Below are 25,507 nucleotides of genomic sequence, written 5' to 3'. Positions count from 1 at the left end.
AGCCGCGCGCGCGTCACGCCGGGATCGCGGCGGTGAGCGAGTAACTCAGCCCGATCGCGGCGATCACCACCATCAGCAGCAGCGCCAGCAGCATTCCGGGCACGGTGTCGATGAGGGCCGGTTCGTTGCGGTCGGTGCGCGATACAGCCATGAGATTGACCTCCGGAAAATCGGGCGTGGTGTATTGCTGCGATTCCCTGTTACGCGAGGGTCAAACATGGACGGATGTGACTTGTGTCCACCGCCGGTGTCAGAACAGGCCGGCACCGGCGAGGTCAGCGAACTGATTGCCGCCGCCGGACCACGCGGCGGTATCGAGCGTGTCGCCGATGTCGAACAAGCCGGTGCCGCTGTCGGACGCGCGGGTGCCGCTGTCGCCGAACCAGTCGAATCCGTCGCCCGCCTTGTCCGGGCGCGACGCATCGCTGCCATCGCCGAACAGGTCGGTGTAGTCGCCGCTCGGTTTCTCCGGTTTCGGCCGGGGTGTGCCAGGACGGGTCGGCCGATCATCGGGATCGCCTTTCTGCGGGGTGCTGTCGGAGGGTGACTCCGAATTTTCGGCTTTTCGCGCTGATACATCTTGTTGAGTTCGCCGACTTCGCTTTGCCCAGTGGGCTGGGTCCCTCACCGCACCGGTTGACGACGCTGGCCATGATGCTGTATTCGCTCTCGTTGTGATCGAGGCCGATGGCGTGCAGTAGTTCGTGTCCGGCGATCTCGGTGCGGTCGGCGGGGTCGAAGCTGCTGTTCTTGGGGTCGAGTTTGACGAACGGACCGTTGTCCCAGCCGCCCAAACCCGCGACGTCGCCCTGGAAGCGTTCGTTGCTGATATCGATCGCGCCATTGCCCGTTCCCGGCTCGAGCACGATGTTCAGACCGGGCGTCGCGTCCAGATGCTTGACCGCGTTTTCGATCCCGGGCTCATGAATCTTGTTGTTGGCGTGAGGCGCCCACATCAGGCTTGACCTGAAGACCTCCGAATATCAACGAACGGGCTCCACCGCACGGCCCGGCGGCGTCGACAGTACTGACAGAAACGCCCCGATGCGTAAACTATAAGCCGCAGCTGAATACGCGAAAATGGCTTTGCCCCAACATCTTTAAGTCGGATCTGTAGGTTTGTTAGCTGCCGGAGTTATGGGGGTAGATCGCAGAGTTGACTAGGCCGGTGCACTCGGGGTGTCGATTGTTCGATGGATAGGCAGGTTGTGGCCCCGCCGGATAGGATTGCGGCACTGTTCATTTCATCCCCCGGCAGAGGACGCGGGACAATCGGCGAAGATTTCGCTTGGACGACAATGTTGTATCAATGGCGCGAGAAATCGCTGCCTCTGTCGTGCATCCGAAAGAGGCTCGCAGTGGACCGATCGACCGCGGAAAGCCGAGTCGGCATGCAGTTCGGTCATTACGAGTTGCGTGCGCTGCTCGGTCGCGGCGGCATGGGGGAGGTGTATGAGGCTTTCGACACGGCAAAGAGCCGCGCGGTCGCGGTGAAGATCTTGCCAAAAACGTTGGCGAAGGACACAACGTTTCAGGAACGGTTTCGTCGGGAATCACGCGCGGCCGCTCGCGTGCAAGAACCGCATGTCGTTCCGATCCATGACTGGGGCGAGATCGACGGTGAACTCTATATCGACATGCGACTCGTGCGCGGGCACAGCCTGCGGACGTTGGTCGGGTACGGACCGATCGCACCGGCTCGTGCAGTCGCCCTCATCGAACAGGTCGCAGCCGCATTGGATGCGGCGCACGCGGAGGCCTTGATCCACCGCGACGTCAAGCCGGAGAACATCCTGGTGACCAGTGACGATTTCGCCTATCTGGTGGATTTCGGTATTGCCTGCTCCGCAGCCGACCCCGGCCTCACCGCTGCGGCATCTGCGATCGGCTCGTACGGCTATATGGCTCCCGAGCGGTTCGACGATGCACCGGTCACCAGCCGCGTAGACGTTTACTCACTCGCTTGTGTGCTCGTCGAAATCCTGAGCGGCGAGCGACCTTTCCCCGCGTCGAGTGTCAGTCATGTTGTGAAGGCGCACCTCATATCTGCGCCACCCCGGCTCAGCATCAGCCGACCAGGCATTCCGGCTGCTCTCGACGCTGTCGTCGCGCGCGGTATGGCGAAGGATCCGGAGGCTCGTTATCCCACCGCCGGTGATTTGGCCCGCGCGGCACGCGCGGCGTTGTCCGCACCACGACTGGACAAGGTAACGGCGATCGACAGTCAGGAGGTACCCACCACGGTCGGCGCAACGCCTGCTTATGCGGCCACCTTGACGCGACCGACCAGTGGCTTAGGTTCTGCGGCTGAGATCATCGCGCGCACAGGCGGTTCGGCCCAGCCGGCGGGCATCTTGTACGCGAGTGCTCCGTTCCGCGTTGCGCCGCTTCCTGTTTCGACGAGGCGGTCTCGTGCCGTATCGATCGTCCTCGGCTTGCTTTTGGTGGCCGTTATCGCCCTCGGCGGAGTCGTGACTTCGTTGATTGCCGTCGAACCTGAGACCAGAAGTGGTGCCCAGCCCACGCCGAACGGGGCGCCGGTCGGGTCGGGCAAGCACAGCACCGTCGCGGTGCCCGCGGTGCCTGCGGTTGTGGCAGGGGATCTGCCGCCGGGCGCGACGCCGTGCGCGCCGGTCTTCGGCCGAACCGGCGCTTTCACCGCCTCGGCGGCGGGCACCACCGTCACTTCCTGCGCGTTTGCCGAGGAGGTACGTCGCGCCTACGCCGCCAGCGGTCCACCGGCGCCTCGGCCTCGCGTGGTCGTCGCCTTCAGTCCGGTCACCGGACTCACCTACTCCATGGTGTGCACAGCGGAAGCGGGCCTCGTCAGTTGCAGCGGCGGCAAGGACGCTGTGGTGTACGTCTATTGACGCCGCGCGGTGCCGCCGGTGCGTTCAGAAATAGCGCACCCAGAGGTAGGTCCAGGCGAGGGTGGTGCTCAGGGCGGTGACGAGGATGCCGTATTTGGTGAAGGTCCAGAAGGTGATGGGGTGGCCGGCGCGGCGGGCGATGTCGAGGGCGACGACATTGGCGCTGGCGGCGACCGCGGTGCCGTTGCCGCTGAAGTCGGCGCCGAACGCGAACGACCACCAGAGTGCTTGCCCGTGCACCGGGTTCGGCGTCTCGGCGACCAAGCCTTCGACGACGGGCGCCATGGTGGTCGTGTAGGGGATGTTGTCGATGAATGCGGCGACTACGGCGGAACCGAAAACCAGTGTGGCAGAGGCTAGTAGCGGGTTGTCGCCGAACGCGGTGACGGCGGCGTCGCCGATGCGGTCGATCACGCCGGTGTGCACCAACCCGGCCACCATGACGAACAGTCCCATGAAGAAAACCAGTGTGCCCCATTCGACTTCGCGGAGAATATCGCCCACCTCGAGATCGGAGATCAGCACCATCGCACCGGCGCCGAGCAGTGCGATGACCGAGGGCGCGATATGGAACACCGAGTGCAGCCCGAAACCGAGGACGACGGCGGCGAGCACCAGCATGGAGCGGGCGAGGAGCCTGGGGTCGGTGATGGCGCGCCGCTCGTGCAGCGCCATCACGACCTCGATGTGCGCGGAATCGTGGCGTAGATGCCTGCGGAACAACCAGCGGGTGAACAGCACGAACAGCACGAAGATGACCGTGACGGCCGGCGCCATGTGCACCAGGAAATCGTTGAAGCTCAGCCCGGCCCGGCTGCCGATGATGATGTTGGGCGGATCGCCGACCAGGGTCGCCGCACCGCCGATGTTGGCGGCGAGGATCTCGGCGATGAGAAAGGGTTGCGCGGGCAGCCGCAGTCGATCGCACACGACGATCGTCACCGGCGCGACGAGCATGATGATGGTGACGTTGTCGAGCAGCGGCGAGGCGACGGCGGTGATCACCATCAGCATCACCATGAGCCGAAACGGCTTGCCGCGGGAACGTTTTGCCGCCCAGATCGCCAGGAAGTCGAACAGTCCGGTGTGTTTGACGACGCCGACGATGATCATCATGCCGAGCAGCAGGAAGATGACGTTCCAGTCGATGCCGTTGTGCGCGGAGTAGAACACCTGCTCGCCCGGCACCAGCCCGAGCACCGTCATCAGCCCCGCCGCGACTAGCACGATCTTGACCTTGTCGGCGCGTTCGGTGGCGATACACCAGAAGGCGCCGACGAAAATGGTCAGGGCCAGTAGCTGATTCACGCCGATCACCTCGTGCGGCCCCGGCGGGCTCAGTCCTCGGGTCCGGCGATGGCCAGGCTCAGCAGCAGCCGCTCCAGCGTTACCGCGCCGAGCAGCGTGCGATCCCGGTCGACGACCGCGACCAGCGGACTGTGCTTCTGCGCCATCAGCGCCGCGACCTCGAGCAGGGTGGCGTCAGGGCGGACGGCGGCAGGTTTGGCGATGGTCTCGGGCAGGCAGTCGCCGACCGTCCAGCGGCCGGGTTCCTGCCAGAAGAGTTCGGCGTGCAGCTCGTCGATCGTGCGGACCAGTGCCGGGTCGTTCTGATACGAGCTCGGGATGGCCAGCCGCAGCACCTGGGTGCCGGGCAGCACGGCGATCGGCCGGTCCGCGTCGTCGACGACGATCATTCCGGGTAGTCGATTGACCACCATCAACCGCATGGCCTTGGCGACGGGGTCGGCCACCCGGACGGTGGGCAACTGGATCGCGATCTCACGTGCTTGCATGGCTAGGTCCCGTTGCGCGTGCGGGGGAAAGGTGGGCATCACCGGTTCCGATCGTCGGCGAGGGTGTCGAGCAGCCGTTCGAGGCGGGCCACCCGATCGGGGAGCGGGGCGCTGTGCAGGAGTGCGGCGAACTGGTCGGCTTCGTCGGGTTCGAGCGCGACGATCTGCACCGGTTCGTCGCCGGTGTCGTCGTAGACGAGCACGTGCTTGTCGCCGTCGGAGGCGGTGAGCAGGGCGAAACGCGCGCCGCCGCGGGCCAGGAAATGGTGCACGGTGCCTCGTCCCGGCACCGTCGTGCGATCGACATCCATGCCGGATACTCCTCCTGCGGTCCCGTGGTTTCCGATCTCAGTCTCGGTCGGCACCGGGTGTGCCGACCATCGGTGCTGTTACTCATCTCCGCAGGTGGCGGCTATGTAGTCGGGCGGTCGCGGAATGGGTGTCAGACCCCATGGACACCGGCGTGCACCGGCGGACAGACTGGGAGGATGGACCGACCGGACAGTGCCGCCAGCGTGTTCCGGCGGGGGCCGCGTACGCCGGCCCAGGCCCTGTTCCGGCGGATCTTCCTGATCAACGGAGCGGTCTTCACGCTCGGCACCTTGGTGCTGGCGCTGTCCCCGGCGACGGTGTCGGCCCGGGTGCGGCTGACCGAGGTCCCGGTGTTGCTGATCGGCCTCGCGGTCATCCTGGCGGCGAACGCGCTGCTGCTGCGGACGAGCCTGGCGCCGCTGGACGGATTGATCGCCTCGATGGATCGGGTGGATCCGTTGCGCCGTAGCGGCCGGTTCGACGACCGCGGCAACGGTGATCTGTCCCGCCTGATCGATACGTTCAACGCGATGGTCGATCGGCTGGCCACCGAACGCACCGCGGCGAGCGCGTCGGCGCTGGCCGCGCAGGAGGGCGAACGCCGCCGGATCGCCCGTGAGCTGCACGACGAGATCGGCCAAAGTCTCACCGTCGCACTGCTTTCGATGAAACGGGCCGCCGACCGTTCGCCCGCCGACGTGGCCGAGGTGTTGCACGGCGCGCAGGAGACCGTGCGCGGGTGTCTCGACGAGGTCCGCAATATCGCCCGGCGGCTGCGCCCGGACGTGCTCGACGATCTGGGGTTGGCGAGCGCGCTCGCCGCGCTGTGCGGCGAATTCGCCGGCACGGCGGGAATCACGGTGGCGCGCACGGTGGATCGCGATCTGCCGCGGCTCGCGGAAGAGGTCGAGCTGGTCTGCTATCGCATCGCGCAGGAGAGCTTGACCAATATCGCCAGGCACGCGCAGGCGACCGCGGTGCGCCTGAGCCTGGCCGCGCAGGACGACACGTTGGTGCTGCGGGTCCGCGACGACGGACGCGGCGGCGTGGTCGAGGACGGTGCGGGCGTCCGTGGCATGCGCGAGCGGGCCTTGCTGGTGGACGCCACGCTGGTGATCGATTCGGCGCCCGGATACGGCACCGAGGTGTGCGTGACCATCCCGCAGCACCGTTCAGGAGGTAGCTCGTGACGACCGCGGCACCGGCCCGCATCCTGCTCGCCGACGACCACGCCCTGGTGCGTTCGGGTCTGCGGCTGATCCTCGACGCCGAACCCGATCTCACCGTGGTCGCCGAGGCGGCCAACGGCTACGACGCGATCCAGCAGATCGCCGCCACACCGGTCGATCTGGCGATCCTCGATATCGCGATGCCGCGGCTGACCGGGATCCAGGCCGCCCGCGAGATCGCGGGCAGCAACCCGCAGGTGCGGATTCTCATGCTCTCGATGTACGACAACGAGCAGTACTTCTTCGAATCCCTGCGCGTCGGCGCTTCCGGTTATGTCTTGAAATCCGTGGCCGACCGTGACCTGCTCGAAGCCTGCCGGGCCACCCTGCGCGGCGAGTCGTATCTGTACCCGGGCGCGGTCAATTCGCTGATCCGCGACTGGTTGCACCGGGCCCGCGACGGCGAGGCGTTGCCGCGCAGCATCCTCACGCCGCGCGAGGAGGAGGTGGTCAAACTCGTCGCCGAGGGATTCTCCTCGCGGGAGATCGCCGGTGAGCTGTTCATCAGCGTGAAGACCGTCGACCGGCACCGGGCCAACGTCATGCAGAAGCTGGGCCTGCGGGACCGGCTCGCGTTGACCCGCTACGCCATCCGGGCCGGGCTGATCGAACCCTGAACCGTCGCGCACGGGCCCGGGGTGGGTGGCTGCGCACGCCGAGGCGCGGCGACGGCAGACTGGTTGCCGATGAAACTGCCCGAACTGCCTGAACTGCCGGTCCGCCCCGCACTCGATGGTCTCGTCGAGACGTTGGCCGAGCGGGCGACCGCTGTGCTGGTCGCGCCGCCGGGGACGGGCAAGACGACCCTGGTGCCGCTGGCTTTGGCGGGGGCGAACACCGGGCGGGTGCTGGTGGCCGAGCCGCGGCGGCTGGCCGCGCGGGCCGCGGCGGCCCGGATGGCGGCGTTGCTCGGCGAGTCGGTGGGGGAGACCGTCGGGTACTCGGTGCGCGGAGACCGGCGCGTCGGGCCGGGTACCCGGATCGAGGTGGTCACCTCCGGACTGCTGGTGCGACGGTTGCAAGGCGACCCCGAATTGACCGGCGTCGATGTCGTGATGCTAGACGAATGTCACGAGCGGCACCTCGACGCGGATCTGCTGCTGGCCTTGCTGCTCGACGCCCGGGCGGGCCTGCGACCGGACCTGCGAGTGCTCGCTACCTCGGCAACCGTTGCGGCCGAACGACTTTCGGTACTGCTCGACGCCGACCGCGGTGCGCCGGTGGTGCAGGTCGAGGGGCGGACGTACCCGGTGCGGACGACGTATCTGCCGCAGTTGCCCCGGGAGCGGATCGAAGCTCAGGTCGCGCGGGCGACCCGGGCCGCGCTCGCCGGCACCGATGGCGATGTCCTGGTGTTTCTACCCGGTGCCGCCGAGATCCGCCGGACGACAGCGCTTCTCGCCGAGCTGAGCGAGGTGGATGTCGTCCCGTTGCACGGCAGGCTCTCCGCGGCGGGTCAGGATACGGCGCTGCGCCCCGGCGTTCGGCGGCGGGTAGTGCTGGCCACGGCCGTGGCGGAATCGAGTCTGACGGTGCCCGGCGTCCGGGCCGTGGTGGATTCGGGACTGGCACGGGTGCCCCGCATCGATCGGGGGCGCGGACTGTCCGGGCTTGCGACAGTTCGGGTTTCGGCGGCGGTCGCCGAACAGCGCGCGGGCCGCGCCGGGCGCGAGGCCCCCGGTCACGTGTGGCGGTGCTGGCCGGAAAACGAGCACGCCACCCTGCCCGCGTATCCGGAGCCGGAGATCCGGACGGCGGATCTCACGCGGCTGGCGTTGGAATTGGCGTGCTGGGGCACGGCCGACGGCCACGGCCTGGCCTGGTGGGACGTACCACCGCCCGGTGGGCTGGCGGCGGGCCGGGAAGTGTTGCGCGCGTTGGGTGCTGTGCACGACGACGGTACGGTCACCGACCGTGGGCGGCGCATCGCCGGGATCGGTCTGCATCCCCGATTGGCGCGCGCGTTGCTCGACGGTGCGACCGAGGTGGGCGCGCGGGCGGCGGCGGAGGTGGTGACCGTGCTCGACGACGACACCCTGCTGTCCGGTGTCGATCTCGTGGCCGGTCTGCGCACGCTGCGCCGCGAGCGGCCCGGTCGCTGGCAGCGTGAAGTGGCTCGGCTGGCCCGCGCGGTGGCTACGACGGACGGTCGCGACGATCCGGCTTTCGTGGTGGCACTGGCCTATCCGGAACGGCTCGCGCGGCGACGTGCGCAGGGCTCGGCCAGCTACCTCATGGCCGGTGGCACCGCGGTCACATTGCCGCCGGGTTCCGGGTTGGGCGAGGCGGAGTGGTTGGCGGTCGGGGTGGCGACGCGCGATCCGGGGCGTTCCGACGGGCAGGTCCGGCTGGCGGCCGTTGCCGACGAACAGCTGGCGCGCCGCGCGGCGGCGAGCCTGCTGAGCACCGTGGACGAGGTCGACTGGGTGGACGGCGATGTGGTGGCCCGTCGGGTCGAACGCCTGGGGGCGATCGTGCTGTCGGAGCGGCCGATTCGCGATCCGGACCGTGAATTGCTCGGTGCCGCAGTGCGTCGCGGCTTGCGCGAGAGCGGCCTCGAGGTGCTGCGCTGGCATGCCGAGGCCGTCTCGCTGCGGCACCGCCTCGACTTCCTGCATCGCACCCTCGGCGCGCCGTGGCCCGCGGTCGACGACGCATCGTTGCTCGCCGACACCGAACTCTGGCTCGGCCCGGAACTCGCCGCCGCCCGCAATCGCGCGGACCTCGCCCGCATCGATGCCGCAACGGCACTGCGCCGGCTACTGCCTTGGCCGGAGGCCGCCCAGCTGGACGAATTGGCACCGGAACGGCTGACGGTCCCGTCGGGTAGTCGTCCCCGCCTCGACTACTCGGCCGACCCGCCCGTGCTCGCGGTCAAGGTGCAGGAGGTTTTCGGTTGGGCGGACGCGCCGCGCCTGGCCGGCGGCCGCGTCCCGATCGTCCTGCACCTGCTCTCTCCGGCACAGCGACCGGTGGCGGTCACCGCGGACCTGGCCTCGTTCTGGCAAGCCGGTTGGTTACAGGTGCGCGCGGACTTGCGCGGTCGCTATCCCAAACACGCTTGGCCGGAAGACCCCACCACCGTGCCCGCCCATCGCGGGACCGCGCGCAACGCGGGCCGCAACTGAGTGCTGTTGGGGTGCTTGCTGTTTCGGCAGGCGAATCGGCGGCTCACCCGGGTCGCGGCGGTGCGCACCGGGACCCGACCGGCCGCGCCGGGAGGCGAACGCGGCCAGCGGTAGAGTGCCGCAGCCCGCTCAACCCTGCAGGCGCGCCGCAGAGACGTCGACGCCCAACCCGTGGTCGCCGGGCGGCGCACCCGGCAGCGGCGAGTTGTCGAGATAGCGGATCTCGTAGACCCTTTCGGTGAACTTCCACCCGTCCGGCGTGCGGCGGTAGCGGTCGTGGTAGATCGCGTAGTTGGAATGCGAACTGCCGCTTTTCAAGCGGCCGAGTTCGAGGATGTGGGCACGGCCGACGGCGGTGTCGCCGTCGAGCTCGATGACCCCGGCATGGGTGTGCTGGATGAAGTACTCCCAGGCGCCCTGCATGCGCGGCAGCGCGTGCTGCAACTCGGCGCGACCGGTGAGTTCGATCTCCGCGTCCGGGATGCGGAGCACAGCGTCGTCGGTGAACAGGGTGAGCAGGCGATCCGGGTCGCGCATCATCACGGCGTCGCTGAACTCGGCACCGAGCGCCGCGATTTCGATGCGGTCGGCGAGTACGCGGAAGTCGTTCGGTATCAGCATGTTCGACTCCTCAGGAGGTGACGAGCGTGGACTGGCGGAGCGGGGCGAGCGCGGTGCTCCACGCGACGACCTTCTCGAGCAGTTTGTCCAGGGCGACGGCGTGCCGCTCGGTGGGGCGGAAAGCGGTGTAGTTCTCGAAATCGGTGAGCACCGAGATGGTGACCTGCGGGCTCACGTCGGCCATGCCGAGGGCACTGCACACCTGACGCAACTGCTCCACCGCGAGCACACCGCCCCCGGCCCCGTACGAAACGAAGCCGACCGCCTTGTCGGCCCACTGCGCGAACAGGTGGTCGATGGCGTTCTTCAGCACACCCGGTGCGCCGTGGTTGTACTCGGGCGTCACGATGACGAAGCCGTCGAACGGGGCGATCCGCTCGGCCCAGGCGCGGGTGTGCGCGTGCACCGACGGACCGAACATGGGCGCCACCGGCTCGTCGAGGTGGGGCAGTGGGTGCGCGCGCAGGTCGATGAGGTCGAACTCGGCGTCGGCGCGACCCGCCGCCGTGTCCAGCACCCATTGCGCGACCTGCGGGCCGTTCCGGTTCGGGCGGGTGCTGCCGAGGATGATGCCGATTCTGATTGTCATGCCCTACCGACGACGCACCTGGGCGAAATGTCAGGCCGGCTCACATACCGGCTCGCTGTTTCGTCAGTCTGGGTAAGGAACGTATCGACCGAAGGAGCCGACCACCATGACCGACCCGCAACCGCGGCCGGTGTTCAGCGAACGTCGTCAGCTGATCAACCTGGCCTACCGGCTGCTCGGCTCGCTGGCCGAGGCCGAGGACGTGGTGCAGGAGGCGTACGCGCGCTGGTACGCGATGTCCGACGCGCAACGCGCGGCCGTGGCCGAGCCGGGTGCCTGGCTGACCACCGTCGCCGGGCGCATCTGCCTGGATCTGCTCGGTTCGGCCCGCGCTCGGCGGGAACGGTATGTGGGCGAATGGATTCCGGAGCCGGTGCCGGGACGCGCCGAATGGCTCGGCGGGCCGATGCCCGCGGATCCCGCCGACCGGATCACCCTGGACGAGTCGATCAGCATGGCGTTTCTCGTGGTCCTGGAATCCATGACACCGGCCGAGCGGGTGGCGTTCGTGCTGCACGACGTGTTCCGCTACTCCTTCGCCGAGGTCGCCGACGTGGTCGGGCGCACCCCGGCGGCCTGCCGGCAGCTGGCGTCCTCCGCGCGGCGCCGGATCCGCACCTCCCGCGACGTCACCCTCACCGAACGTGCCGAGGTCGTGAAGGATTTCAAAAAGGCCTGGGAGACCAGCGATATCGAGGCGTTGATCGGCCTGCTGGACCCGCAGGCGATCGCGACCGCCGACAGCGGCGGCTTGGCCCCGGCCTTCCGGCAGCCGATCAGCGGCGGTGCGCGGATCGCCGCCGCGTGGCTCGAGATCGCCGCCCGGGCGCCCGAGGTGACGCTGATCGAACGCACGGTGAACGGTCAGCCCGGGCTGGTGGCGCTCGTCGCCGGCACCATCGTCTCGGTGTACGCCTTCGACATCGCGGATCGGCGGATCACGCGGATCTGGGTGATCCGAAATCCGGACAAGCTGCGGCCCTGGACCGAGTGACCCGTCGTCGCGGTAGCGTTTGCTCTGTTCATGCTCCGGCAAACCGCGGTCACTAGCATCCCCGAGATGGTCCCGATGTCCCGTCGACACCTGTTCGGCTCCCTGGCGACGGCTGCGGCGGCGTCGCTGCTGCCGCCCTCGCTGCACCGCGCCATGGCCGCGCCCATGCGACGCGGCGGGCTCGCGGAAATCGAGCACGTGGTGCTGTTGATGCAGGAGAACCGCTCGTTCGACCACTACTACGGGACGCTGCGCGGAGTGCGCGGATTCGGTGACGAATCCCCGTTGCGGCTGCGCACCGGGCGTTCGGTGTTCCATCAACCGCAGCCGGCGCCGCCCGGACCGCTCCCCGCACCGGCCGCGGAGGTGCTGCCGTTCTCGCTGCGCGCCGCGGCGGCCAGGGCCGGTCGCCCGGACAGCGACATCCAGTATCTCGACGCCCTGAACCACGAGTGGTACGGCAGTACTGCGGCGTGGGCGCAGGGGTGGTACGACGGCTGGATTCCGGCCAAGACGCCCGCCACGATGACCTATTACGAGCGCCGCGACATTCCGCTGCAGTACGAGCTGGCCGAGACGTTCACCATCTGCGACGCCTACCACTGCTCCCTGTTCGGCGGGACCAACCCGAACCGGAACTACTTCTTCACCGGCACCACCGGATTCGAGCCCGGCACCCGGAAACGGGCCGTCGCCAACGATGCCTACGAGATCGATCATCCCGGCTATGCGTGGACTACGTATCCCGAGCGGCTGGAAGCGGCGGGCGTGTCCTGGCAGATCTATCAGGAGTGGGACAACTTCACCGACAACCCGGTCGAATACTTCCTGCCGTTCAAACGCATCGGCACCCGACTGCTGGCCGAAGTCGACGGGGGATACCGGACCACCGAACAGCTGTACACCGCGCTGCTGACCCTGCCCGAAGCCGACCGGCAGCGGCTGCTCGGTCAGCTCGACGCGGCACTCGGCGGACTGACGGCGCGGCAGCGCAGCCTGTTCGACCGTGCCATGTACCGCAGCGCGCCGGGAACGTTGCTGTCACGCTTCCGCGCCGATGTTGCGGCGGGCACCCTGCCCGCGGTGACGTGGCTGGTGCCGCCCCAGGCGCTGAGCGAACATCCGTCCGGTTCGACCCCGGTGGGCAGCGCGAACCTGATCTACGAACTGCTCGACATCCTCGCCTCGGACCCCGGAACCTGGTCGAAGACAGCGCTGTTCATCAACTTCGACGAGAACGACGGCTTCTTCGACCACGTGCCGCCGCCCGTGCCGCCGCGACCCGCGGACGGCGAGGGCGACGACTGGTATGCGGGACAGGCGATCGGGCTGGGACCGCGGGTGCCGATGGTGGTGGTCTCGCCTTGGACCATCGGTGGTTTCGTCGACTCCGAGGTGTTCGACCACACCTCGGTGCTGCGTTTCCTGGAAACCTGGACCGGCGTCGCGGAACCGAATATCAGCGAGTGGCGGCGCACCGCCTGCGGCGACCTGACCTCGGCCTTCGACTTCACGAACCCCGGCAGCCCGCCGACGCTGCACCGTCCCGGACCGGTGCCCGCGCCCGTTACCCGGTGGATGCCGAATCCGCCACCCGCGCAAACGGTTCCGGAACAGGAGCCCGGCCGCCGACCGGCGCGGGCGTTGCCCTATCAGCCGACAGTGTCGGCCGTGCTGCGTTCGCCCACCCGGCTGGCGGTGACCCTGCGCAACAATGGTGCGCGACCCGCGCATTTCACCCTCTACAGCTACGCGGGCGAGCCCAGCTTCCCGGTCCACCTCGATGTCGCGCACGAGGCCACCGAAATCTTCACCGTCGCAGGTGAATACGATATCGCCGTACAAGGGCCGAACCGTTTCTGGCACGAACTGCGTGGGGACACCTCGGGTGCGGCTGCCGATAGCGTTGTCCGCCAGCTGATCCGCCGCGGTACCTTGTCGATCGACGTGGCCAACGGTGGGGGAGACGAGGTCACATTGACTCTCTCGTCCCGCCGCTTCACAACGACCCGGCACGAAGTGATCCTGCTGCCCGGCACTACGAAATCCGTCGATTGGCCGACCGCCGACGGTTGGTACGACCTCACCGTCACATGCGCCGAAGACCCAACCTTCAGTCGCCGGCTGACCGGCCGGATCGAACCCCCTGCCGTCGAGGTCGACTGACTACCACCGAGGCCCGACCACGCCCGTTGGACCAAGCGGGCCTCGGTGCGGCGCGCCGCAGATCAGTCCGCGAAGACATCCTTGTGGAACGGCTATGGAAAGTGCGGGGAAATCGGGCAGGTTCCAGACGGTGCTGACCGGAGGGTTCCAATTGGTAACCGGGAGCGGGTTGGGCGGCGTTTTCGCGCCGGAGTGTCGCCGTGAAAGATGTGCGGTGTTGCTGTGGTTTCGGGTGCGGTCGATCTCCCCATCGGTGGGGCTGGGGCTGGTCGAGGTGGGGCGGGTTGCGTCCCCAGTTGTCGGTGGTCGAGTTCGATCACGTAGGTGTGGTTCTACTTGGTTATGAAATGGACAAATGGCTCAGGTGGGGGGCGTCGGTCGGTAGTGGTGCGGAGTTTGCTGGCTGTGGTGGGGGTGGTGGGTGCGCTGGCGGTGGGGGTCGGGCCGGCCGCGCACGCGGGCCCCGCGGCGGACACGTGTGCGACCAAGCCGAAGCCGACCGGCAAAGTGCTGCAAGGGTATTGGGAGAACTGGGACGGCGCGTCGAACGGGGTGCACCCGGGGATGGGGTGGATCCCGATCACCGATCCGCGCATCGCGGCGCACGGCCACAACGTGATCAACGCGGCGTTCCCGGTGATCGAATCGAACGGTACCGCCCGCTGGGAGGACGGCATGGATCGGACCGTGAAGGTCGCGACCCCGGCCGAGATGTGCCAGGCCAAGGCGGCGGGGGCGACCATCCTGATGTCGATCGGTGGCGCGGCGGCGGGTATCGATCTGAGTTCGAGCGCGGTCGCCGACCGTTTCGTCGCGACCATCGTGCCGATCCTGAAGCAGTACAACTTCGACGGCATCGACATCGACCTGGAGACCGGACTCACCGGCTCGGGCAACATCAAGACCCTGTCCGCCTCGCAGTCCAACCTGATCCGGATCATCGACGGCGTACTCGCGCAGATGCCGGCCGGTTTCGGCTTGACCATGGCGCCCGAGACCGCCTACGTCACCGGTGGCAGCGTCACCTACGGCTCCATCTGGGGCGCCTACCTGCCGATCATCAAGAAGTACGCGGACAACGGCCGCCTGTGGTGGTTGAACATGCAGTACTACAACGGCAGCATGTACGGCTGTGCCGGCGACTCGTACCAGGCCGGGACCGTGCAGGGCTTCACCGCGCAAACCGATTGCTTGGCAAAGGGTTTGAATATCCAGGGCACCACGATCACCGTGCCCTACGACAAGCAGGTCCCCGGCCTGCCCGCGCAGCCCGGCGCCGGTGGCGGTTACATGTCACCGAGCCTGGTGGCCCAGGCGTGGAAGCACTACGGCACCGGTGCGGCGAACAGCTTGAAGGGCTTGATGACGTGGTCCATCAACTGGGACGGTTCGCGCGGCTGGACCTTCGGTGACAACGTGAAATCGCTGCAGGGGCGCTGAGCCGAACGTCAATCACGATGGCCGGGTGCGGGTTTCGGATGGATCCACAAGGCTTCGGCGAGGGCGCACACGGCGCCGTCGCGGGTGGCCAGAGCTACGCCCACGGTGGATTTGCGGCCCGCCTCGGCGATCGGCCAGGCGTAGGAAACGTAGTCCTCGCCCGCGCGCACCGGCGCGAGCTGGGTGGCGGTGAGCGCGGCGGTGACGGTGCCGTGGCGCAGCGTGTGCAGCGCCATCGCCACCCACCCGCCGGGGCAGTCCAGGGCGGCCCAAACCTGTTCGGTCGGTAGGTCACCGGTGTCGGCGGCGAGACTTTCGTCCGGTGTCCAGGCGGCGACGACGCGGTTGCGCTCGCGTTCCGGCCACGGGAACAGGCGCAGGCCCTGCCCCGGCCCGCACAGCGAACCGCAGCCGTAGCAGTCGGATTCGTGCCGCAGCGGCGCGGAGGACTCGGTGACGGCGAGCGCCTCGTGCCAGGCCGGTGCGGGCGGCGCGGTGAGTGTCAGGGCAGCGGGCACGGCTTCGACGAGGGGCAGGCCCTCGAGATCGGTCAAGACCAATCCGTCGGAGTCGTTGCGCCGCATGGTCACCGGCGTCTCGACCGGAACGCGGCGGCGGAAATCGACCCGCACCGCGGGCGCGCCCGACTGTGCCGCGAGCAGACCGGCGACATATCCGCCGAACGCGACGCCGGGATACCCGTGCACGTGCTCCGGCACGACGATCGTGTCCGTTCGAATCATGCGATCTGCACCCCTCCGTCGTGCTGCCGGGTAAACGATACCGGCGGCGCGTCGATTCGCCTCGCGTACCCGTCGTGAGCTGCGACGCCGTGCTGCGCCGGAATTACCCCGGATGCCCGCGTGTTGCCACGGAACGTGACGAAAGCAGGAATGAACGTACTTGTCGTGTACGCGCACCCGAAGCCGGACTCACTGACGGGTGCGTTGAAAGACATAGCAGTCGACCAGTTACGGGCGGACGGGCACGAGGTCCGGATCAGCGATCTGTATGCGATGGGCTGGAAAGCGCACGCCGACACCGAGGATTTCGGCGCGGTGTCCGAAACCAATTTCATGCTCGCCTCGGGTGCGGCGTATCACGAAGGCACATTGCGTGCCGATATCCAGGCCGAGCAGCAGAAACTGCTCTGGGCCGATGCCGTTCTGCTGCACTTTCCGCTGTGGTGGTTCAGCATGCCCGCGATCCTGAAGGGATGGGTGGACCGGGTCTTCACCTGCGGGTTCGCCTACGGGGCCGGTGGCACGGCGCTGCCGCGTTATGGCGCGGGCGTGCTCGCGGGACGCCGCGCGATGCTCGTGGTGTCGATCGGCGGCAAAGAGCCGTCGTATTCCGATCGCGGTATCAACGGCCCCGTCGAGGATCTGCTGTTCCCGATCCAGCACGGCATTCTCTACTACCCGGGGATGGACGTGCTGCCGCCGTTCCTGGTGCACGGCACTATCCGGCTCGATTCGCAGCGTTTCGACGCCGTCGCCGCGGATCTGCGTGCCCGCATGACGGAGTTGCCGAAGATCGAGCCGATCGGGTTCCGGCCGCAGGGCGGCGGGGACTACGACCACAGGCTGCGGCTCGAGCCGGGGCGGGAGCCGAACGGCGCCAGCGGATTCGAGCTGCACATTGCGCGCTGAACTGTGCTGCGACCGGGCCTGAGCCGCGGCCTGACTTGCGGGTGCGACCGGACTTGCGCCGTGACCGGACTCGCGCCGCGGCCTGACTCGCGGCCCGTGCCTTGATGCACCGCTCAGGGCAGGGGAGCGGCTCCGCGCTCGGCGAGCAGCATCCCCATCAGTCCTGTCTCCTGCGCCTGGCCGTGGATCATCGAGCGCGCGGTTTCCTTCACCGGGCCGCCGGTGAGCAACTGGTCGGCCGCCTGCGCCATCGCGATGCCGCCGCGGTGATGGCGATACATCAACTGCAGGAACAGGATTTCGGCGTCGCGCCCGCGCGCCGTGGCGAGCGCGTCCAATTCGGTGGTGGTCGCCATACCCGGCATCCCGGCGGCGGGCGGCGTTTTCGGTTCGGTCTGTGCGACCGGCAGCGAATGGTGCTGCGCAGCAGTCTCGTCCGCGTGCATCCACGCCATCGGACGGGCCGACATGGGTGCGGCGTTCGCCAGCCGCAGCCAGCCCAGCATGGTGCCGATCTCGAGTCGCTGGGTGCTGTCGAGCTGTTGGGCCAGGCGCAGGACGGTCGGATCGACGGCGGGATCGAGCCGCTGCACCATGATCAGCGCCTGCTGGTGGTGGGCGGTCATGTCCTGGACGAAGCCGATCTCGACCGTGCTGAGAATCGTTGTCGCCGTGTGCTTCTCCGGCAGCACGAGGGGCCGCAACGCGGCACCGAGCACGAGCAGGGCGAAGGCGGCGGAGACGAACGCTGCACCCCGGATCCAGCGTGGCACGGCTAGGACCCGACGATCGACTCTTGGTCCGCCGGCGGCGAATACACGTCGTTGTCGAGCTGCAACACCATGAACCCGTTGTCGGAGCAGGTCACATACAGTTGCGAGCCACGCCATTCCGGCGGCGAGAGGCACCAGTCGGTGGACACGTCGCCGAAGGCGAGCCTGCCGGTGCGCGGGGTGAGCGCGTCGAGCGGATTGAACTGGCCCTCCAGCACGGCGCGCAGGGCCGGCGGGGTACTCATCAGCGGCACACCGATGATCGATGCCAGCGCGTGCGGCGAGTTCCACAGGCTGAGGTTCTGCCCGGTGCGGGCGGGCGGGTTGTAGTAGGCGATCTCGCGGATGTCGCGCGGATTCCGGATATCGAAAACCCTGATGCCCGAGGAGATCCACCCGCACGCCAGCGCCGTCGGATCGTCGCGGCGATCGGCGGTGCAGTAGTGCGATTCGTAGGCGAACGCCGAACCGCCCATGGACGACCCGATATTGGCGTCGATATTTTGCGGCAGGTTGATCTCCAGCTTGATCTTCGCGGCGACCTTGGGCGCGGTGTCGTCGGCGATATCGATGAGTTTCACACCGCCGGAACCGCCTTCGTCGACGGTGTACAGATACGGCTTGCCGCCATAGGTCACCGGAATGCTGTGCTGGGTGGCCCAGCCGTCGGTCCAGAACACCCGGCCGATGTGCTGCACCTGCGGGTTCGGGTCGCGGCGCTGCACCGCGCTGATATCGAGCACGGTGAAGCCGCCGAGCGCGGACAGATACATCCGGTTACCGTCGGCGCTGATCCCGAAACCGTGCGCTTCGATACCGGTGAGCCCCTGCCAGACGACGCGCGGATTCGCCGGATCGGTGAGGTCGACCGCGCTGACGAAACCGGGGACGATGCCCGAGGCCCAATAGGTGTTGCCGTCGGGGGAGAAGCCGCCCTCGTGTGTGGTGATCGGCAGCGGCATCAGCATATTCGTGCCGGGGCCCGGGTTGAGCAGGCGCGGATGCGCGCAGTCGGAGATATCGTAGACCGAGAGGTAGCCGACGCCGGTGCCCACCGGAACGCCGGTGCCCACCAGCAGCTTTCGTGCGGTGTTGACCTTCAGGCTCTCCCAGGTGCCCGCGAGCATGGCGGGTTCGGTGAGGGTGACGGTCGGGCGTGGGTGCGCCGGGTCGGACACGTCGAGCACCTGGACGCCGCGCCCCTCGCTGATCAGGTCGCCGGGGAAGAACGAGCCCATGTAGGCGCAGTGCTCGAAGCTGGTCGAGGTGATGCCCGCGCCGCGGCCGGCGAAGCCGCCGACGAACGACATGTTGCAGCGGTAGCCCTGCGTGCTTCGTCCGCTGTCCCGGTCGGCGGCGGTCACGTCGCCCTGCATGCCGTTCTCCGGGGCCGAGCCCGCTCCGCAGTCGGCGCGCGGGACCGCGGTGCGGCCGACGTCGAGGAACTCCTGCACGGCGGTCTGGATATCGGACTGCAGATCGGCGGACGCACTGCTCGGCACCATCAGTGCGGCCGCGAGACCGACCATGACCAGCACCAGCGGTTTGGTGCCGCGCAGGCGTGTCAGTGAGCGCATCGTCGAACTCCCCAACCTTCAGCAAGTTGATACATGGTCGCCCGAACTGACTGGGACAGCCGACCGAACTGACTGAATGGTAGTAACTACCGTTAACTTATGGGAAGGGTTTCGCGGAAATTGGCAGTGCGCGCGGCGTGCCGTCCCGGAGCGTGGGGATCTGGTACGGGCGTTCAACTGCTGGTGAGCTGCGATTCCTGGGTCAGCAGCGCGTCGCAGACGTCGAGCAGAATGCCGCGTAACTCGGCCGAACGGTCGGCCAGCGCCGACTGGGCCCTGGCGTACTCCGCGCGCCCGGTGGGCGTCTCGATGCGCACCGGGGTGTAGCCGTACTCGGACAGATCGTAGGGGCTGGCTCGCATGTCGAGTTCGCGCGCGGCGCAGGCCAGCTCGAAGCAGTCCAGCAGCAGCCGGGACGAGACCAGCGGAGCCAGTTTGAAACTCCACTTGTAGAGGTCCATGTTCGCGTGCAGGCAGCCGGGCTGCTCCCGGTGCAGCTGATCGGCGCGGGTGAGCGGTTCGGCGTTGCGTCCCACCGCCGCCGGGGTGAAGAAGCGGAACGCGTCGAAATGGGTGCAGCGCAACGACATCGACTCGACGACGGCGTCGGTGCCCGCGCGGCCGAGCCGCAGCGGCACCTGCTGGTGCCGGATGTCGTCGGTGCGATACACCATCGCCCACTCGTGCAGCCCGAAGCAGGACAGCTGCGCGGGGCGAGCCGCGGTGGCGCGCAACAACTTCGCGACGAATTCGAGGGTGTCGCGGCGGCGCGTGAGGTAACCGGGGTCGGCGGTGTGCGCCGCGCCGACCCGGTGGTAGCCGCGGGCGCCGTCGTACTCGCGGGCACCCGCCAGCGCGACGCCGAAGCCGGGATGCCAGCGTCGCAACTGTGCGGGTTTGTGCCCGTAGTAGGTGAACAGGAAATCGATCACCGGATGCGTCGAACCCGACGCGCGCCGTTCGAGATACGGGCCGACGAGCGCATCGAGGCGGCCGAGGTGCGCGGCCGCCGCTGCGCGCCACTCGTGCTCGGCGAGCACCGTCGTCGCACCTGTGCTCATCGCCGAACCCCGAAAATGCCGTAGCGCGAACTCATTCGATGATCCGGTGTGTCCCGTCGCGGACCGTGCCGACGAACTCCTCCACCAGATCCTCCAATGCCACGATGCCGGTGGTGTTGCCGCGGGTGTCCACGACGCGCCCCAGGTGACTGTTGGTGCGCCGCAACCGGGCCAGCGCCTCGTACAGCGGCGTGTGCATGCTGAGGGTCGGCAACGGCCGGATATCGGTGCGGGGGATCGGCGTCTCCGGTCCCGCAGTCTCGTCGGCGACCTTGTCCAGCACGTCCTTGACGTGCAGGTAGCCGACCAGCGAACCGTCGCTCGCCTGGACCGGATAACGGGAGAAACCCGTTTCGGCGACGGCGGATTCGATATCGCCGAGCGTGGTTCCGCTGCCCCGCAACGGCACCGTGCGGGTGGTCGCCAGCGACACCATCACATCGGTGACCACGCGGTCGCTGGTGCCGAGCGCCTGGGTGAGCCGGCGGTGCTCCTCCTCGTCGAGCAGGCCCTCCGAGCGGGATTCGCCGATCATCTCGGCGAGTTCGACGGAAGAGACGGTAGCCTCCAGCTCGTCCTTGGGCTCGATCCGGACCATGCGCAGCGTCAGGTTCGCGGCCAGGTTGTAGACCGCGATGAGCGGACGCGCCAGGCGCAACCACATCAGGTGCACCGGAACCAGCAGCAGCGCACTGCGTTCCGGGCCCGCCAGCGCGATGTTCTTCGGAATCATCTCGCCGAACAGGATGTGCAGGATCACCACGATGGCGAGCGCGATCGCGAAAGCCACCGGGTGCAGCAGCTGTTCGGGCAGGCCGAGGAACTCGAACGGACCCTCCAGCAGATGCGCCACCGCGGGCTCGCCGACCCGGCCGAGCAGGATGGAGCAGATGGTGATGCCGAGCTGTGCCGCGGCGAGCATCATCGACAGGTTCTCGCCTGCTCGAATCACGGTGTCGGCGTTGCGTTTTCCTTGCGCGGCCAGTGCTTCGAGCCGGTCCCGGCGGGCCGAGATCAAGGCGAATTCGGCGGCGACGAAGAAGGCGTTGCTGGCGAGCAGCACCACGGTGAGCAGCACACCGAACAGGTCACCCATGACTGTGCTCCTGTTCGCGATCGGCCGCCGTGCCGGACTCGGCCGGCGCGGTCTCCTCGTGCTGGAAGCGCCGCAGCGCCAGTTCCTCCGGGGCGACCGGGATCAACCGGACCCGGTCGATGCGGCGGCCGTCCATGCGTTCCACCCGGGCGATCCAGCCACCGGAAGCCGGGGAATCCTCCGAAGACCATTGCTGGGAACGGGGATTGGGCAAAAGCACCTCGTCGCCCGGCTCCGGGATGCGGCCGAGACGGGTGAGCACCAGGCCGCCGAGCGTTTCGTATTCGCCCTCGGGCGCGTCGTATCCGGTGGCCCGGGACACCTCGTCGATGCGCAGCAGGCCCGAGCAGTCCCAGCCGTCGGAGACGCGGCGCACGTCGAGTTCTTCCTCGTCGTGCTCGTCGCGGACGTCGCCGAGGATCTCCTCGATGATGTCCTCCATGGTGACGATGCCCGCGGTGCCGCCGTACTCGTCGACGACCAGCGCGACCTGCATGCCGTCGGCGCGGATGCGTTCGAGCACCTCGTCGCCGTCCAGGCTCGCGGGCACGATCGGCACGGGATGGGCCAGCATCTGCAGCGGGACGGTCCGCCGGACCGCTGCCGGATGGGTGAACGCCTGTTTGACGTGCACCACGCCGAGCGTGTTGTCCAGATCGCCGTCGATCACCGGGAACCGCGAGTAGCCGGTGCGGCCGGCGGCCTCGATGAGATCGGCGATGGTGTCGAGCTTGTCCAGCGATTCGATCTTCACCCGCGGCGTCATCAGTTCCTCCGCGCTGCGCTCACCGAATTGCAGCGACCGGTCGATCACCTGCGCGGTGCGTGAGTCCAGCGCGCCGCGCAACGCGGACGTGCGGACCAGCGAACCGAGCTCCTGCGGCGAACGCGCGGAACGCAATTCCTCGGCGGGTTCGACGCCGAAGCGGCGCACCACCCAGTTGGCGGTGTTGTTGAGGAAGTGGATCAGCCATTTGAACACCACCGAGAACGCGACCATCGGCGCGGCGGTGACGCGCGCGGTGGCCAGCGGTTTGGAGATGGCGATGTTCTTGGGCACCAGCTCGCCGTAGATCATCGACAGCGAGGTGGCCAGCACGAGCGCCAGCGCGAGGGAGAGGCCGCGGGCGGCGCCGTCGCTGAGCCCGAGGCCGGTGAACAGCGGATCGAGCAGCCGGGCGAGCACGGGTTCGGCGATATAACCGGTGATCAGCGTGGTGATCGTGATGCCGAGCTGGGCGCCGGACAGCTGGAACGAGAGCGTGCGATGCGCTTGGCGGACCATGCGGGCCCGCACGTCACCCTCGCGCGCGTGCGCTTCGACGGTGCTGCGTTCCAGGGCGGTGAGGGAGAATTCGGCGGCGACGAAAAGCGCGGTGCCTGCCGTGAGAGCGATGAATCCGAGCAAGCTGAGCACGGTGAGCGCGACGGTCATCGTCGGCACCACCTGATGGCCGGAGACCCGCCGATCGGGAATGGAGCTCGAACTCGGAGGACGCGGGGGAGTAGGAGGACGCCGGGTTTGTCACCCGGCTCGGTAGAGGAGCCCTCCTGTGCTGCGCCCTTGGACGCGGGTGACAACTGGATCCTTTCGCGAAGCCGGTGATGTGCTGCCGGAGGCCGGCAACCCCCATGTTACCGGCCCACGTCGTGGAACGCGTGGGCCGGTGGGTGTCCCGGCACGGGCGTGTCGGACGCCGTACCGGGCGGGTGTCTCAGGGAATGGTGTTCACCAACCGCTGGGCAGCGGCCGGCCCTCGGCGAACCCGGCGGCCGACTGCACACCGAGCACCGCCTTGTCGTGCAGTTCCGCGAGACTGCGCGCGCCCGCGTAGGTGCACGCGCTGCGCACACCGGAGCAGATGTGGTCGATGAGATCCTCGACGCCAGGGCGTTCGGGGTCAAGCCGCATGCGCGAGCTGGAGATGCCCTCCTCGAACAGGGCCTTGCGGGCCCGGTCGAAGCCGCTGTCGGAGGCGGTACGCGCGGCGACGGCGCGCTTGGAGGCCATGCCGAAGCTTTCCTTGTACGCGTTGCCGTCGCGGTCGACGCGCAGGTCGCCCGGGGACTCGTAGGTGCCGGCGAACCAGGAGCCGATCATCACGTTGGACGCGCCCGCGGCCAGCGCGAGGGCGACGTCACGCGGATGCCGCACGCCACCGTCGGCCCAGATGTGCACGCCGAGTTCCTTTGCGGCGGCAGCACATTCGGCCACCGCGGAGAACTGCGGGCGACCGACGCCGGTCATCATGCGGGTGGTGCACATGGCGCCGGGGCCGACCCCGACCTTGATGATGTCGGCGCCCGCGGCGGCCAGGTCGCGGGTGCCCTGCGCGGAGACCACGTTGCCCGCCACGAGCGGCACGCCGAGGGCGAGATCGCGCACGGCGCTGAGAGATTCGAGCATTTTGGCCTGGTGGCCGTGCGCGGTGTCCATGACCAGCACGTCGGCGCCGGCGTCGACGAGGGCCTTGGCCTTGGCGACCACGTCGCCGTTGATGCCGACCGCGGCGGCGACGCGCAGCTGGTTGCGGTCGTCGACGGCGGGCTGGTAGATCCCGGCGCGCACCGAACCGGTGCGGGTCATCACGCCGGCCAGGGTGCCGTCCGCGGCGGTGAGCACCGCGAGCTGGGCGTGCTCGGCCTCGAGCAGTTCGAAGATGTCGCGCGGCGAGGTGCTGACCGGGGCCTGGACGAAATCGGTGATCGCGACGTCGCGCAGCCGGGCGAAGCGGTCGACATCGGTGCACGAGGCCTCGGTGACGACGCCGACCGGGCGGCCCGCGTCGACCACGACGACGGCGCCGTGGGCGCGCTTGTGCATCAGGGCGACGGCCTCGGACACCGAGCGTTCCGGGTCGAGGGTGACCGGGGTGTCGGCGGTGAGCGAGCGGCTCTTGACGAAGGCGATGGTGTCGGCGGCCGCGCTGATCGGCAGATCCTGCGGCAACACGACGATGCCGCCGCGACGGGCGACGGTCTCGGCCATGCGGCGTCCCGCGACCGCGGTCATATTGGCCACGACGATGGGAATGGTGGTGCCGGTGCCGTCGACGGTGGAGAGGTCGACATCGAACCTGGAGGCGACATCCGTCCGATTGGGGACGAGGAAGATGTCGTCGTAGGTCAGGTCATACGGCGGCTGATGGCCAGGGAGAAACTGCACTTAACCGATGATAACCAAGTCCGGGCGGTGGTGCGCAATCCGCCGGCATTCGGCGGAGACGAACCTCACAGCCCGCGGCTCGGGCGTGTCGCGGGGCGCCCGGACGGCGCGAGCTGTGCCTGAGTCAGGCCGCGGCCTGCGAGCGCGACAGACTGATCGTGGCGGCGCACATGACGAGCACGGCCAGCGCGGTGACCAGCAACCCGAAACCGTTGGTGCGGAAGCGTTCGTCGAGCACGGTGACGCCGACGAAGGCCGCCGCGAGCGGCTCGGCGATGGTGACCGCGGGCAGTGACGCCGCGAGCGAACCGGCCTGGAATGCCTTCTGCTGTAAATAGACCCCGGCGATTCCGGCGGCGACCAGCGCCCAGGCCTGCCAGCTGGTCAGCACGTCGAGCGGGCCGTGTGCGAAAAGATCCGTGACGTATGAGGTGAGCGCGGCGGCCAAGCCGTAGAGCGAACCACTCGCTGCGCCGAGCAGCAGTGCGCGCCGGCCGGTATCGGCTGAGCGGAGGCCCACCGCGACGGCGATACCGGCCGAGGTCACCAGGGCGATCAGCGGGATCAGCCAATCACGCAGCGGCGCACTGATATTCCCCTCGGACGGGTTGCCGACGACCAGGAAGGCGACCAGCGCGGCCGCCAGCGCGAGCGCGATCGCCCAGGTGCGGGCCGAGATTCGGCGTTCGTTCAGCCGCGCGGCCAGCGGTAGCGCGAACACCAAGGCGCTCACCAGGATCGGTTGCACGAGCAGAACCGCGCCCAGTGCGAGCGCGGCCACCTGCATCGCGTAGCCGCCGATATCGCCGACCACACCGGCCCACCACCGCGGATTGCGCAACAGCGCCCGGACGAGCGGCACCTCGTCGGGCACCGCCGCGGCCGCCCGCTGCTGTGCCACCGCCGCCACGGCGAAGAACAGCGCGGCGAGCAGTGCGCAGGCGACGGCGCCCACCGGATGGCCGGTCACGGCCGCTAGTTTGCCCCGCGGTTGCGGGTGCTCGGCGCACGCTCCGGGCGCACGGCGCGTCGCCGTG

The 25,507-nt window shown here is 68.5% G+C and carries 23 protein-coding genes; 8 read left to right on the top strand and 15 right to left on the bottom strand.

The genetic code is table 11. From position 1 onward, the window contains the following. Window positions 1-13: 13 nt before the first annotated feature. Both TY25_RS42765 and TY25_RS19475 read right to left on the bottom strand, forming a co-directional pair. Window positions 14-151, bottom strand: coding sequence for a hypothetical protein (locus TY25_RS42765; RefSeq protein WP_156055115.1), 138 nt, complete (start codon window positions 149-151; stop codon window positions 14-16). A 355-nt stretch (window positions 152-506) separates the two neighbouring features. Beyond that, the gene (locus TY25_RS19475) at window positions 507-956 is read right to left on the bottom strand and encodes a hypothetical protein (RefSeq protein ID WP_042258206.1); all 450 of its coding nucleotides are present in this window, start codon (window positions 954-956) and stop codon (window positions 507-509) included. Between the two features lie 402 nt (window positions 957-1,358). Here TY25_RS19475 and TY25_RS19470 point away from each other — a divergent pair, with 402 nt between their 5' ends. Continuing rightward, window positions 1,359-2,870, top strand: a complete 1,512-nt coding sequence (locus TY25_RS19470) for a serine/threonine-protein kinase (RefSeq protein ID WP_342448140.1) — start codon at window positions 1,359-1,361, stop codon at window positions 2,868-2,870. Between the two features lie 24 nt (window positions 2,871-2,894). Here TY25_RS19470 and TY25_RS19465 read toward each other — a convergent pair whose 3' ends face one another. Genes TY25_RS19465 through TY25_RS19455 form a run of 3 tightly spaced genes read right to left on the bottom strand, consistent with a single transcriptional unit; the run spans window position 2,895 to window position 4,977 of the window. Further along, window positions 2,895-4,178, bottom strand: coding sequence for an ArsB/NhaD family transporter (locus TY25_RS19465; protein ID WP_042258374.1), 1,284 nt, complete (start codon window positions 4,176-4,178; stop codon window positions 2,895-2,897). A 29-nt stretch (window positions 4,179-4,207) separates the two neighbouring features. Next, window positions 4,208-4,666 carry a CBS domain-containing protein gene (locus tag TY25_RS19460; protein ID WP_042258372.1) on the bottom strand — a complete coding sequence of 153 codons (459 nt, stop codon included), beginning with the start codon at window positions 4,664-4,666 and terminating at the stop codon, window positions 4,208-4,210. Between the two features lie 38 nt (window positions 4,667-4,704). Continuing rightward, entirely contained in the window at window positions 4,705-4,977 is a 273-nt protein-coding gene (locus TY25_RS19455; RefSeq protein ID WP_014984711.1) for a cation:proton antiporter regulatory subunit, read from the bottom strand. 177 nt (window positions 4,978-5,154) lie between these two features. On the opposite strand from TY25_RS19455, the gene TY25_RS19450 reads away from it, so the two are divergent. From TY25_RS19450 to hrpB, 3 genes are all read left to right on the top strand, one after another. Continuing rightward, the gene (locus TY25_RS19450; protein WP_042258204.1) at window positions 5,155-6,168 is read left to right on the top strand and encodes a sensor histidine kinase; all 1,014 of its coding nucleotides are present in this window, start codon (window positions 5,155-5,157) and stop codon (window positions 6,166-6,168) included. Beyond that, complete coding sequence (locus TY25_RS19445) at window positions 6,165-6,824, top strand: response regulator (RefSeq protein ID WP_042258203.1); 660 nt, start codon at window positions 6,165-6,167, stop codon at window positions 6,822-6,824. Before TY25_RS19450 ends, TY25_RS19445 begins: the two co-directional genes overlap by 4 nt. Window positions 6,825-6,893: 69 nt before the next feature. Next, window positions 6,894-9,335 carry an ATP-dependent helicase HrpB gene (hrpB, locus tag TY25_RS19440; protein WP_172595837.1) on the top strand — a complete coding sequence of 814 codons (2,442 nt, stop codon included), beginning with the start codon at window positions 6,894-6,896 and terminating at the stop codon, window positions 9,333-9,335. A gap of 129 nt (window positions 9,336-9,464) precedes the next feature. On the opposite strand, the gene TY25_RS19435 is transcribed toward hrpB, so the two are convergent. Together TY25_RS19435 and TY25_RS19430 are read right to left on the bottom strand one after the other, a co-directional pair. Further along, window positions 9,465-9,956 (bottom strand): nuclear transport factor 2 family protein, encoded by a 492-nt coding sequence (locus TY25_RS19435; protein WP_042258202.1) that lies wholly within the window; start codon window positions 9,954-9,956, stop codon window positions 9,465-9,467. A 10-nt stretch (window positions 9,957-9,966) separates the two neighbouring features. Continuing rightward, window positions 9,967-10,545, bottom strand: coding sequence for an NADPH-dependent FMN reductase (locus tag TY25_RS19430; protein ID WP_042258201.1), 579 nt, complete (start codon window positions 10,543-10,545; stop codon window positions 9,967-9,969). A 106-nt stretch (window positions 10,546-10,651) separates the two neighbouring features. On the opposite strand from TY25_RS19430, the gene sigJ reads away from it, so the two are divergent. The 3 genes from sigJ to TY25_RS19415 all read left to right on the top strand — a co-directional run bounded on the left by sigJ (window position 10,652) and on the right by TY25_RS19415 (window position 15,145). Beyond that, window positions 10,652-11,539, top strand: a complete 888-nt coding sequence (sigJ, locus tag TY25_RS19425) for an RNA polymerase sigma factor SigJ (protein ID WP_042258200.1) — start codon at window positions 10,652-10,654, stop codon at window positions 11,537-11,539. 75 nt (window positions 11,540-11,614) lie between these two features. Next, on the top strand, window positions 11,615-13,705 hold the full coding sequence (locus TY25_RS19420) for a phosphocholine-specific phospholipase C (protein ID WP_201773682.1): 2,091 nt from the start codon (window positions 11,615-11,617) through the stop codon (window positions 13,703-13,705). Between the two features lie 387 nt (window positions 13,706-14,092). Beyond that, entirely contained in the window at window positions 14,093-15,145 is a 1,053-nt protein-coding gene (locus tag TY25_RS19415) for a chitinase (RefSeq protein ID WP_226887361.1), read from the top strand. An 8-nt stretch (window positions 15,146-15,153) separates the two neighbouring features. On the opposite strand, the gene TY25_RS19410 is transcribed toward TY25_RS19415, so the two are convergent. Next, complete coding sequence (locus tag TY25_RS19410) at window positions 15,154-15,888, bottom strand: PaaI family thioesterase (RefSeq protein ID WP_042258196.1); 735 nt, start codon at window positions 15,886-15,888, stop codon at window positions 15,154-15,156. A 150-nt stretch (window positions 15,889-16,038) separates the two neighbouring features. On the opposite strand from TY25_RS19410, the gene TY25_RS19405 reads away from it, so the two are divergent. Beyond that, window positions 16,039-16,797 (top strand): NAD(P)H-dependent oxidoreductase, encoded by a 759-nt coding sequence (locus TY25_RS19405; protein WP_042258195.1) that lies wholly within the window; start codon window positions 16,039-16,041, stop codon window positions 16,795-16,797. A gap of 113 nt (window positions 16,798-16,910) precedes the next feature. Here TY25_RS19405 and TY25_RS19400 read toward each other — a convergent pair whose 3' ends face one another. The 7 genes from TY25_RS19400 to TY25_RS19370 all read right to left on the bottom strand — a co-directional run bounded on the left by TY25_RS19400 (window position 16,911) and on the right by TY25_RS19370 (window position 25,440). After that, window positions 16,911-17,570 (bottom strand): DUF305 domain-containing protein, encoded by a 660-nt coding sequence (locus TY25_RS19400; protein ID WP_042258194.1) that lies wholly within the window; start codon window positions 17,568-17,570, stop codon window positions 16,911-16,913. 2 nt (window positions 17,571-17,572) lie between these two features. Further along, on the bottom strand, window positions 17,573-19,147 hold the full coding sequence (locus TY25_RS19395) for an LVIVD repeat-containing protein (protein ID WP_042258193.1): 1,575 nt from the start codon (window positions 19,145-19,147) through the stop codon (window positions 17,573-17,575). A gap of 173 nt (window positions 19,148-19,320) precedes the next feature. Beyond that, complete coding sequence (locus TY25_RS19390; protein ID WP_226887360.1) at window positions 19,321-20,208, bottom strand: 3-methyladenine DNA glycosylase; 888 nt, start codon at window positions 20,206-20,208, stop codon at window positions 19,321-19,323. A gap of 31 nt (window positions 20,209-20,239) precedes the next feature. Then, on the bottom strand, window positions 20,240-21,304 hold the full coding sequence (locus TY25_RS19385) for a hemolysin family protein (RefSeq protein WP_042258192.1): 1,065 nt from the start codon (window positions 21,302-21,304) through the stop codon (window positions 20,240-20,242). Beyond that, window positions 21,297-22,739 (bottom strand): hemolysin family protein, encoded by a 1,443-nt coding sequence (locus tag TY25_RS19380; protein ID WP_042258363.1) that lies wholly within the window; start codon window positions 22,737-22,739, stop codon window positions 21,297-21,299. The genes TY25_RS19385 and TY25_RS19380 overlap by 8 nt, the downstream gene beginning before the upstream one ends. 294 nt (window positions 22,740-23,033) lie before the next feature. Beyond that, entirely contained in the window at window positions 23,034-24,470 is a 1,437-nt protein-coding gene (locus TY25_RS19375) for a GuaB1 family IMP dehydrogenase-related protein (protein ID WP_042258191.1), read from the bottom strand. Between the two features lie 124 nt (window positions 24,471-24,594). Further along, on the bottom strand, window positions 24,595-25,440 hold the full coding sequence (locus tag TY25_RS19370; protein ID WP_042258189.1) for a DMT family transporter: 846 nt from the start codon (window positions 25,438-25,440) through the stop codon (window positions 24,595-24,597). Window positions 25,441-25,507: the final 67 nt, after the last annotated feature.

Origin of the sequence: Nocardia brasiliensis NBRC 14402, from assembly GCF_000308475.2 — a bacterium.
Taxonomy (GTDB): Bacteria; Actinomycetota; Actinomycetes; order Mycobacteriales; family Mycobacteriaceae; genus Nocardia; species Nocardia brasiliensis.
This window is presented reverse-complemented; position numbering and strand designations above follow the sequence as displayed.